At 62.2% G+C, this 10568-nt stretch carries 10 protein-coding genes; 5 read left to right on the top strand and 5 right to left on the bottom strand.

The window, feature by feature from the left end; genetic code table 11:
* The 3 genes from KA184_04065 to KA184_04055 all read left to right on the top strand — a co-directional run.
* Positions 1 to 414: 2-oxo acid dehydrogenase subunit E2 (locus KA184_04065; GenBank protein ID MBP8128732.1), on the top strand; the 414-nt coding region annotated here is incomplete at its 5' end.
* On the top strand, positions 411 to 1832 hold the full coding sequence (lpdA, locus tag KA184_04060) for a dihydrolipoyl dehydrogenase (GenBank protein ID MBP8128731.1): 1422 nt from the start codon (positions 411 to 413) through the stop codon (positions 1830 to 1832). The genes KA184_04065 and lpdA, both read left to right, overlap by 4 nt.
* Before the next feature lie 196 nt (positions 1833 to 2028).
* Entirely contained in the window at positions 2029 to 2784 is a 756-nt protein-coding gene (locus KA184_04055; GenBank protein ID MBP8128730.1) for an HAD family phosphatase, read from the top strand.
* A 153-nt stretch (positions 2785 to 2937) separates the two neighbouring features.
* On the opposite strand, the gene KA184_04050 is transcribed toward KA184_04055, so the two are convergent.
* On the bottom strand, positions 2938 to 3189 hold the full coding sequence (locus KA184_04050; protein MBP8128729.1) for a hypothetical protein: 252 nt from the start codon (positions 3187 to 3189) through the stop codon (positions 2938 to 2940).
* On the bottom strand, positions 3081 to 5138 hold the full coding sequence (locus KA184_04045) for a hypothetical protein (GenBank protein MBP8128728.1): 2058 nt from the start codon (positions 5136 to 5138) through the stop codon (positions 3081 to 3083). The genes KA184_04050 and KA184_04045 overlap by 109 nt, the downstream gene beginning before the upstream one ends.
* Before the next feature lie 250 nt (positions 5139 to 5388).
* Here KA184_04045 and KA184_04040 point away from each other — a divergent pair, with 250 nt between their 5' ends.
* A complete protein-coding gene (locus tag KA184_04040) occupies positions 5389 to 6879 on the top strand; it encodes a hypothetical protein (GenBank protein ID MBP8128727.1) in 1491 nt (496 codons plus the stop codon).
* Between the two features lie 105 nt (positions 6880 to 6984).
* Here the strand turns inward: KA184_04040 and KA184_04035 are convergent, their stop codons facing one another.
* Together KA184_04035 and KA184_04030 are read right to left on the bottom strand one after the other, a co-directional pair.
* The gene (locus KA184_04035; GenBank protein ID MBP8128726.1) at positions 6985 to 7146 is read right to left on the bottom strand and encodes a hypothetical protein; all 162 of its coding nucleotides are present in this window, start codon (positions 7144 to 7146) and stop codon (positions 6985 to 6987) included.
* Positions 7143 to 7814 carry a hypothetical protein gene (locus KA184_04030; protein MBP8128725.1) on the bottom strand — a complete coding sequence of 224 codons (672 nt, stop codon included), beginning with the start codon at positions 7812 to 7814 and terminating at the stop codon, positions 7143 to 7145. Before KA184_04030 ends, KA184_04035 begins: the two co-directional genes overlap by 4 nt.
* 200 nt (positions 7815 to 8014) lie before the next feature.
* On the opposite strand from KA184_04030, the gene KA184_04025 reads away from it, so the two are divergent.
* Positions 8015 to 8803 (top strand): DUF1080 domain-containing protein, encoded by a 789-nt coding sequence (locus tag KA184_04025; GenBank protein MBP8128724.1) that lies wholly within the window; start codon positions 8015 to 8017, stop codon positions 8801 to 8803.
* Positions 8804 to 8831: 28 nt separating this feature from the next.
* On the opposite strand, the gene KA184_04020 is transcribed toward KA184_04025, so the two are convergent.
* Positions 8832 to 10568 (bottom strand): DUF4114 domain-containing protein (locus KA184_04020; GenBank protein MBP8128723.1); only part of this gene is annotated, 1737 nt, incomplete at its 5' end.

Genomic DNA, 10568 nt, shown 5'->3' with positions numbered 1-10568 from the left:
ATCGCGGCGGACACGGAACACGGCCTGCTCGTGCCGGTCATCCGCGACGCGGACAAGAAGAGCGTCAAGCAGATATCGGTGGAAATGAACCAGCTCGCGTCCAGGGCCCGGGCGCGCAAACTCACGCTGGAAGAGATGCAGGGCGGCACGTTCACCATCAGCAATCTGGGCGGCATCGGCGGGACGGGTTTCACGCCGATAATCAACGCGCCCGAGGTCGCGATCCTGGGCGTTTCGCGCGGGGCGGTCGAGCCGGTCTTCCTGAACGGCCAATTCGCGCCCCGCCTCATGCTGCCATTGAGTTTATCGTACGACCATCGTATCATTGACGGTGCTGAGGCGGCTCGCTTCTTGCGCTGGGTGGCCGAAATGCTCGAACAGCCGTGGGGATTCTTTCTGGAAGACATGCAATGACTGAAATACGCCGCACGAAACTCGCCATTATTGGCGCCGGGCCCGGCGGCTATGCCGCGGCCTTCCTTGCCGCGGACCTTGGTATCGAGGTCGCGCTCATCGACGTCGAGCCGAACCCGGGGGGCACGTGCCTCTATCGCGGCTGTATTCCCTCCAAAGCGCTCCTGCACGTCGCGAAGATCATCAACGACGCAAAAGACGCTGTGCACTGGGGCCTCAAGTTCGCGGAACCCGAACTCGAACTCAGCCGCCTGCGCAACAGCACCCAAGACGTCGTCAACCAAATGACCGGCGGCCTCGGCCAACTGTGCAAGACGCGGAAAGTCCAGTACATCCAAGGCCGCGCGACTTACCTCGACTCCAACACGCTCGAAATCTTCGGCGAGAATATGCACGTTCATCTCCAAGCCGAACACACGATTATCGCGGCCGGATCACGGCCCGCGCTCTTCGGACCGCTCATCGACTCGCCCCGCATGATGAATTCGACCACTGCGCTGCAATTGCCTGACATTCCCCAGGACATGCTGGTCATTGGCGGCGGCTATATCGGCCTGGAACTCGGCTCCGTCTATGCCCGGCTCGGCGTCAAGGTCACCGTCGTCGAGATGGGCGGCGGCTTGCTGCCCGGCGCGGACCGCGACCTCGTCCGCCCGCTGTACCAGCGCATGGAAAGCGTTTTCCAGGAAATCCTCCTGAACACCACCGTCGCGGAACTCAAGGAAGAAACAGACGGTATGCACGTGCGCCTCGAAGGCCCGAATATCGAGCAGGCGCACCGCGTCTTCGAAAAAGTGCTCGTCTGTGTCGGAAGGAAACCCAATTCGAGCGGGCTGGGCCTCAAAGCCACCAGGGTGCAACTCGACCCGAGAGGCTTCATCAAGGTCGACGCGCAACGCCGCACGGACGACCCCGCTGTTTTCGCCGTCGGCGACATCGTCAACGGCCCCATGCTCGCGCACAAGGCATCCCACGAAGGCCGGGTCGCGGCGGAAGTCATCGCGGGCCGCAACGTCGCCTTCGAGCCGCGCGCCATTCCCGCGGTCGCGTTCACCGACCCCGAGATCGCATGGTGCGGCCTCCAGGAATCCGAGGCCAAAGCGAGCGAGCAGGCCGTCAAGGTGTTGCGCTTTCCTTGGGCCGCTTCCGGACGCGCCGCAACGCTGCACCGGGAGGAAGGGCTCACCAAGCTCGTCTGCGACCCCGATACAGAGCAGGTGCTTGGGGTAGGCATCGTCGGCCAAGGCGCGGGCGAACTCATTGCGGAAGGCGCCCTCGCGATTGAGATGGGCGCCATCGCGCGCGACCTCGACCTGACCATTCACGCCCACCCCACGCTCAGCGAAACCCTCATGGAATCCGCCGCCTCCTTCTACGGACACAGCACGCACATCCATCGCCCGAAGAGACAGAAGTAGGCCGCTCGCGGCGGTGGACACCATGGACGACAGGGACCGGTACTGATTCCACCGGTCTCCGTAAATCCGGACGCTCCATCCCGCCGCTTCGTTCTGTGTTTCCTGCCGGCCTGCGCCGCAAAAGGCTCTCCTGCCACGCTTTTGACTTTTCCCCCGTTTTCCACGAACAATACGCTCCTTTCCGGGGAGTCTTCGCATGAGCTTCAAGTGGATCATCACGGATATCGACGGGTGCCTGAGTCCGGAGGAGTCAGAACCGTGGGATTTGGACCTGTTTTGGGAACTGGCGCGCCTCTGCCGCGCCGCGGCGAATGGCAACGGCCCGATCCCACCGGTGACGCTCTGCACTGGCCGGCCACAGCCCTATGTCGAGGTCTTGGCAAAAATATTGGACGTACGCCTGCCGATCATCGCCGAAAACGGAGCCGTGCTGTATTCTCTGCATGACAACTGGTCGCGCTTCGGACCTGGCGTCACGCTTGACAAGGTACATGGACTCCGCGTAATCCGCGAGTACCTCGACAGCGTACTGCTGCCGCGCTATCCTGGCGCGCTGTATCAATTCGGCAAGGAAGCCATGCTTTCGGTCTACGCCGAACAGCCGGGCGTATTCGCCGAGATGGAAACGGCGATCCAGGCTCTGGTCAAGGAACGGCAACTGCCGGAACCGGTGATCAATGCGACCAGCTACTACCTCAACATTTCCATGTCCGGCGTGAACAAAGGCACCACGCTCGCCGCGCTGATGGCCGAACACGGCGTAACCCGCGACGAGGCCGTTGGCGTCGGCGACTCTGTCGGCGACATGCCTCTCCGCGACGCCGTGGGCTTCTTCGCGTGTCCCGCCAACGCCCAGGACGCCATCAAGGCTGTTGCGGATTATGTTTCACCCGGGAACGATGTTGCGGGTCTGCTCGACATTCTCCGCCTGCCGCAGATAATGCGGCGGTAAACCTGCCTCGCACGCACAACCAACCGCCTATAAACACCGACAAACCCGGAAGTGACGGCCACAAGACTGCCACAAGCGGACCGGACCCTTGGCAGCCGCGGCATGGGCATCATCCCCGCGAACGCGGAAACCATGCGCTTTGTATGGGTATCATTACCACTCGAGCGGAACGCCCGTGCCACAGAGTGCAAGTTTCGCCATGGGCGCCTCCGAATATGCGCACGCGAGAAAGGCGTTCTTGGCCGACGCCGTCTTAATTGCGGGGGAGAGTCTCCTCCGCCGCCGGTGGAGGCGTCTCATGGCGCTTGCAGTTCCTTCGCCTTCAGGCGGCACGGCAGAATGGTGTACGTGAATCGCCTTACGAGTTCCTCGTATCCATCGTTCTCGCGGTTCTCCGCAAGCCACAGGCGCTTGAACTCGTTCTGCAACGTTTCGAATTCCGCTGCAACCGCTTCAAGCTCGTCTATCACTTGCCTTCGGGGAACCCTCGCATCGTTGTAATGCCCCAGCGCTACAAGTTTATGTCCGAGGGCAATATAGCAGCGCGCGCCGAAGATCCACTGCTCGATGTTGTCTTTGTTCCGCCTGGCTTTGGGCAATTCCTCGAGCAGCGCGGCGAGTGCGGGCACGGCGATATCGAGAAGCCTTTGTCCCGCACCGGCAGGATCGGCCAGCCGCGTAATGTCGGGATGCGTGAACGGGTCGTGAACAAACTCCCAAATGTACGTCGTGGCTACGCTGGTCTCGTTGCCGTCCTTATCGCGGACAGGAACGGCTTGCGCATTCACGTTGCTTGCACCTTCGATCGCACGGATCACGGTATCATTGTTCACGCCGTACAAGACGCGCGCGCAAGCTTGCCGGAAATAGTCGCGATCGAAATGCGCCCCGCTCCAGGCGCACGCGCCATGATATAGATAGGGCAGCCACTCCTGACCGACAAAATGAAAATGCCCGGCATCGCCCCAGTCGCAAGTGATACTGCCCATCGCGCCGTGTTGGAGCCCGCGCGAGATCTCCAGGTCTGAAAACTCCGCAGCACGGGCCACCCAGGGCGTCAGCCACAGATGACTGTAAATCCATGCCTGCGCGAAGAAGTCAAGGCCGTTCTCGTGCAATCGCGGAAAATCCTTCTCCCACGCCGGTTGATATGGTCCGCCTGCGCAATAGTAACTTCCGATCACAATGTCTTTCGGCAGTGCGGCGAGATTGGGTCCCATGCCGGAGAGATGGCCCCGGCTGTCGAGCGGCCCCTGCGTGATCATCAAGCGCCTGCCGTGTTTCTTGACCGTATCATGCAGTTTGAGCACATACCCGAACACCAGGTCCGTTATTTCATCCAACGACAATCCGTCCGCCTCGAGCCCATCAGTGTCAATTTCGGTTATGTCTACATTGAACAGTTCGCCCGGGCAGGTCTCGCAGAGTTCCTCAATCATGGTGACAACCATCTGCACGGCCTCGGGCTTCCGGATGTCGAACGTCATGATCCAGGGCATTTCCGCTGCGGGCCCGATGCGCAAATGCTGATATTGCGGTTTGCCGAGGATGTGAAATGCATGACCAAGCCCCTGCAACAAGGGATGCGCCTCGATACCCAGCCCCGCCGCATACCGGCCAAAGTCGCTCACTTCTTCCGGCGTATATCCTTCGGGCGGCGAAATGTCTGGAAAAGCTCTGTATTTGTAGACGTGTTCGAGGTAGAACTCAAGCACGTTCATCTTGCCTTCCGCCAGGACACTTGCCAGCCGTTTCATAGTCTCCGGAGCCGGCACTTGCCCGCGCGAGACATCCTGTTGCACACCACGATACTGGAGCGACGGCCAGTCAAGAATGGCCATGCCCGGCAGGACCGTCCGGTCCGCTGCGATCTGGGCGAGCGTCGTCAGACCATAACGCAGCCCGTTGCGAGTCCGCGCAGCCAGCGTTACGTTGCCGGCCCCGATGACCAGGCCATACCCCTGTTCGCCCATTCGCGCGAACATCGTATCGTCCATCTTCAACTCAGCCGGGAAAGCGCCGGGAGTCTCGGCCAACACGACCGCGACGACGGGTTCCTGCGCCGACTCCAGAATGGGGAGCCGTACGCCGCTTGTGTCGGCGAGACGCTGCAACGGCCACGCCAGACACTCCTCAATGCCCTCGCCTTTCGACGCCACCAGCCCTGTGCAGGCCGCGAGGTCACAAGATGTCCCCGGGAATGACTCAACGCATTTCGGCTGCGTCAGAATCCACACGTCCATCGCCCTCAGTACGTCAGCCACGTTCCGCGCGTCCTGCTCCGCAAGGGTCAATTCGGGAATCAACGCCACACAGACTCCTGTAAGCCAGATGAGTGTACGTTTGCGCCACATGGAGGGAACCCCTATTTCGAAAAAACTCTCGCCGGCACATGATGAGCAGGTACGCGGTCAGCTTACTCCGCCAAATGCACAGAATCCAGATGTACCTTGCGCACGGCGTTTGCACAATCCTGAATCAACCCCTTATGGTCATGATTGCGTCCCACGATCGGCATCTGCAACTGGTGGAGCAAAAAAATGGCGGGCCTATTCCTTGGCTGCACAGGTTGCTGGCCTAGGTGACTACAAGGAGAAAATCATTATGGACCGGAGAGCCTTCTTGAAGACGATGGCGGCGGGCACGGCGCTCGCGGCCAGCGATAGCGGCATCGCGCTGCACCCGGCCGGCGGGCCCGCGAAGAACGGCCAGGGTTACACGCATCGGGTGGCGTTTGGCGCGTGGATTAACGACATGCGGAACGACCCGCTTCCCTTGCAGAACTGGCCGGCTCCACAGCTTGATGAAATTACGTTCGACGGGCTTGTCCGCGCGCTGGATGTACAGGCCGAAGCCGGATTCCACTTCCTCGATGTCTGGGGCCTGTTCGCGACCTACGGGTATCCTCCGGACATCGAGAGTGTCTTTCGCGAACAGGGGCGCGCCGACATGGTGCGCCGGATCATCCAAGCCGCCACGAACCGGAATATGAAAATTATGTTCGGCATGGGCTTACTGAGTTGGGGGTACGACCAGATTATCGAAGCCGACCCGGGCGTGCGGGGCGTCGATTCCGAGGGGAAACCCCATCCTCACGCGTTGTGTGGCGCGAAAGAAGAATCCTGGCGTTATGTAGAGAAGATCCTGGATTGCTCGCTGGACAACTTCGCGTTCGGCGGCATCCATCTCGAGTCCTGCGACCTGGGTTGCTGCATGTGCCCGGAATGCGCGGGCAATGATGGGCAGGTGGGCTACAACGCGCGCATGAATGCGCGCGCTGCACAGTACCTCAGAAGCCGGTGGCCTCATCTGACCGTGACGGCCATCCCGTCCAACTGGCTCGCCGCGAATGCCGGGCCGCTCACCCCGGAGGAAGAAGACCATGTGGTTGCGCTGAGCGGCCATGTGGACTGCTTCATGGACCAGGGCTGGCGCGGCACGTACGTTGCGCCGGAGCGGCGCAAGGCGTTTATTGCGCGGCTCAAATGCGCTTACGGCACGTCCGGCGGGGTCTGGCTGTACCACGGCGCGCGGCGCAATCGCCTATCATATTTTCTTCCGTACCCGAAACGCACAAGCGCCGCTATCCGCGAGCATTACGAAGATGGGGCGCGCGGCAGCATGATCTATCAAGGCCCGATGGTCAACCCCGCAGTGGAAGTGAACACGGCGGTAGCGGGCCGCCTCCTGCAAGACCCCCATCGCGACGTGCTCGACACCCTCGAAGAGGTTATCGATATCTACTACCGGCCCCGCACACAAGACGCGCGGCAGGGCGTTGCCGACCTGTTCTGCAACGCAGAGGACGCTTTCTTCGACGCCTGGCCCGAAACACTCAAGCAAGACCCGCATCGCCCGGGGGAACTGCACGTCGAGGTCCTGTTCGCCGACTCGCCGCAGCGGACGTTGTACCTCGAACAGTACCTCACGCCCCAAGGCCGCGGCGCGTACCGCAAAGGGCTCATTGCCGTTCTCGACCGCCTTTCCTCACTTGACGGCCAATGCGCGGACGATGGCCGCTTGTGCCGCATCAAGACGGGCGTCATCAGCGCGATTGTGGACATCGAAAACCTGGGATACGAGCGTGTCAGTTGACCGCGCTTCCTGATTGAACATCGGCCGCGGCCTCCTTCTCGGGAAGAACCGAGTCTGCCCAGGCACTTTGCGCACGCAGGGACTATCCCGGGAGAGAGCGCCAGCCTACGGGGACGCCCACCGGCGCCGCCAGGCCGGATGATCATGGTCGAGCAGCGCAGCGGGAGCATAGGTGTACCAGCCGTAGCCGGTGCGCCGTTCCTGGTGCACGTCCGCCAGCGCGTACACCTTCTTGCCGTCGCGGTTGGCCATGAACGGGCGGTTCATATCGACCTCGTAGAAACGGACCCAGACGGGCGGCGCACCCGGGTCTTCGACGACAATGCGGTCTGTCGTTGCCGTGTGGCGCTGGTACCGGACCGGCTCGATAGGTATCGTTTCGATGCGGATGCCGCGAATCTTCGAGCGTTCAAACCAGCATACAGCCCCTCGATCGCGCGCACCATCTCGGGAGCCGGCGGCTCAATCGACATCAGGCAGCGCACCACTTCGACGCTCTCAGCGCTGACGAGCCCGGGCAACTCGAAACAGCGTCCTTGCGTGGGTTGGAGCGTTTGCCGGTCGTATTGCCCGGCCCAAACCGCCGGGGTCCCGTCCACGACGACCTGCAACCGCAGGATACGTGCATCGCCGCGCCTCACCGCTTCCTCCGGCGCAAGCACGCGCAGCGGATCCCAGTTCGCGGGCCACCCCCCGTTGGCGCGCTGATACAAGAGCACATTATCCGCGATCCCGACGGTCTGTTCCGGCGTGTAACATTCATAATCGGTCCGGCCCGAGCCGTCGCGGTAGTGTTTCGCGCCATCACGGAACCCCTCCACCGGCCCGGTCCTGTAAACCGTCTGCGCCGTCGCCACACCGCCCAGCCACGCCGCGAGCAGCAGCATGCTCCAACAAGTAGACAACCTTTTCTTGTTGTACAGAGCGTTCTGCATCCGCCCGCGGGCCTCTCCCGGCGGTCATCGTAATTGCCGCGTGTGTACCTCTGCAAGGCTGCGCGCTTGAAGCGCCGCCCGTTGTTTCACTATCTTGAGCGGGTCGAATCTTGCCTGTCCTGCGTTTGAAGCTGCGCTGCATCGCCGTAGAGCGTCGCGTTTGCAGGCGGGTGTGCTCGAACTTATGCAAAGGCCACGAAATGATGCGCGTAATCGTCGGACTCACCTTGCTGTTGTGCATCCCTGCTCTCGCCCAGGAATCTCCCCCGGCGGCGGACACCGTGCAGCTGTTTGATGGCCGGGACCTCGACGGCTGGTACACCTTTCTCAAGGACCGCGGCCGCGACGTCGACCCCAAGGGCGTGTTCACGGTGAAGGACGGTACGATCCGCATCTCCGGGGAGGAATGGGGCTGCATAACGACGCGGGAAGAGTACGAGAACTATCATATCGTTGTTGAATTTCGATGGGGCGACCTGACCCACGCGCCGCGTGTTGAGAATGCGCGTGATTCGGGCCTGCTTGTCCACTCCTCCGGCGAGGACGGCGCCTATGGCGGCGTCTGGATGCACAGCATCGAGTGCCAGATGATCGAAGGAGGCACCGGAGACCTGCTCGTTGTGGGCGACGGCAGCGAGCGCTTCGCGCTGACGTGTCCCGTTGCGCCGGAAAAACAAGGCAGTTGTTACGTGTTCGCGCCAGACGGCCCGTCTGCGACCATCCACGAAGGCCGCATCAACTGGTTTGGCCGCGACCCCGACTGGAAGGATGTGAAAGGATTTCGAGGGCGTGCGGATGTCGAGAAACCGGCAGGCGAGTGGAATCGGCTCGAATGCATCGCCAGCGGCAGCGAGATAACGGTCATTTTGAACGGCACCGTCGTGAATCACGCCACCGATTCGCGCCCGCACAAGGGCCGTATCCAGATTCAGTCCGAAGGCGCGGAGGTTTTCATCCGCCGGGTGGACCTCACCCCCATTACGCCGTAAGACCCGCCACACAGACGGCCCGGCGGCATCACGGCCCACAGGCCTGCGCCCAGAGAGCGCGGGCCCACTCCGGCGCGTCGCCGGGGAATTGGCCAGCCGGACGCATGCGCGCCGCCGCGTCGCGCCATCCGGCCGCCAGGCAGGCCGCGGCGAAGACGAAGTCCCCGCGCAGAAAACCGTCCAAGTCGGGCGAAATCATCGCACCGGGATTGCGGACAATGGCATCCAGGGTGTCAAAGAAACGATGGGAAGTCTCGAAACGGGCGGGAATCTCCGTCTCTTGCGTCATCAACAGACCGACGGATGCGACTTGCCGGTACATGATGATTCTGAGCAGCGCTCGTTCGAAGGCGGGGCTCCACGATTCCCATCCGGAGCGTTCAAAACTGAGCAGCCACCGGGCGTGGTTCTCCTTACGCAATCGCAACGCTTCAAGAACGCGCAGCCAGTGTACCTCGGGCCGGGCCTGCAAGCCAGGATTTCGCTCCTTGGTCTCATGAAACTGCCGTTCGTCCCAGAAGCGGTCGGACGGCAGCTGGAGCAGGAAGCCTGCGAGCGGCTGCAAAGGGCCGGGCGGCGGTTCCTTGCCATCGATCGCGCCGGGGAGCGGGTACGCGACGCGGGTCCAGAACAGGAAGCGCGTCCAGATACTGTCAATCGAGGGAGGCGCCAGTCCTTCGCTCAACAGGCGCAAGCCACCCTCTATCTTCCGGTGGCGGCAGCAGAAATCCGCGGCGCCTTCGCGGATAAACGGGTCCTGCGGGGCAAGGCGGACAGCGTGTCCAAAATGCTCGAGGGCGCCGGCAAGGTCTCCCAGGCGCTCGAGCGTCTCTGCAGCCCAGAAATGCGTTTCGGCCTGAACCGGTTCCGTTTCCAGGGCCTTCCTCACAAGCGCGGCAGCTTCGTTCGGGCAGACTTGGGATTTTGCACTTGCAAGCCGCGCCAGCCGCGCGGGCTCGAAGGTCCCACTGGAACAGCGCCGTTCGAGCAGGGTCAGCGCCTCGGGCGTCCGCCCTTCCCGGAACATTGCGGCGGCATCCAGCAGATGCCAGGAGTCTTTGGCCGTCTCGCGGTCTTTCCAGGATTTCCGCAATGTATCAAAGGACTCGCTGCGGCCGCTTTCAATCTGTGCGCGGCCCACACTCAATGCCGTTTGCTCATTGGATCGAAACAGCCTGGGCGCGCGCTCGTACAAGTCGGCGAGGTTGGCCAGGTCGTGTCCCTGTTCCGCCGCGGCGTAGAAGACCTGTTCCCACTGCCGTTTCTGAGAACCCTTGGCCGCCTCGCGGGCAGCGCGCAAGATCGCAACCGCTTCATGTGGCCTGTCTGCGGTCAGCAATTGCGACGCCTGCGCGAGCGTCTGCTTAACGCGGCGAACCCGCAGCCTCCGCCGCAGTGCAACCGCGCCCAGCGGCCCGCCAATCACAATCGCGAGCCACGCCGCGCGGCGGGCGTTACGCTTGAACACGCGCCACGGATCGAACCGGCCCAACAAAGCTTCCACGTTGCCTTCCGAAACGTGGACCGCAAACACGGCGTCCTCGTAGTCTTCATCGCCGCCTCCAAGGAGATCCTCGAAACTGATCAACAAGTACGGCGAGTCTTCTACCGCCAGCGCAACCATGTGCGGGATGCCGTCCGGGTTCGCTTCTGGAATAGGCGCAAAAATGTGTTCCGGCGTCGCAAGGAAGAAATTCAGCATCGTGTCCTCGGGCAGGCGGCCCAAATCTATGAAATCGCCCGGCAGGATAGGCGCATCGGCCGA

The sequence above is a fragment of the Candidatus Hydrogenedentota bacterium genome, from assembly GCA_018005585.1.
Classification (GTDB): Bacteria; Hydrogenedentota; Hydrogenedentia; order Hydrogenedentales; family JAGMZX01; genus JAGMZX01.
The sequence above is the reverse complement of the archived record's forward strand: the minus strand, read 5'-3'. Positions and strand labels throughout refer to the sequence as shown.

Coding starts and splice junctions, on each gene's coding strand:
- lpdA (MBP8128731.1), top strand. CDS start 411: ATGACTGAAATACGCCGCACGAAACTCGCCATTATTGGCGCCGGGCCC.
- KA184_04055 (MBP8128730.1), top strand. CDS start 2,029: ATGAGCTTCAAGTGGATCATCACGGATATCGACGGGTGCCTGAGTCCG.
- KA184_04045 (MBP8128728.1), bottom strand. CDS start 5,138: ATGTGGCGCAAACGTACACTCATCTGGCTTACAGGAGTCTGTGTGGCG.
- KA184_04040 (MBP8128727.1), top strand. CDS start 5,389: ATGGACCGGAGAGCCTTCTTGAAGACGATGGCGGCGGGCACGGCGCTC.
- KA184_04035 (MBP8128726.1), bottom strand. CDS start 7,146: ATGAACCGCCCGTTCATGGCCAACCGCGACGGCAAGAAGGTGTACGCG.
- KA184_04030 (MBP8128725.1), bottom strand. CDS start 7,814: ATGCAGAACGCTCTGTACAACAAGAAAAGGTTGTCTACTTGTTGGAGC.
- KA184_04025 (MBP8128724.1), top strand. CDS start 8,015: ATGATGCGCGTAATCGTCGGACTCACCTTGCTGTTGTGCATCCCTGCT.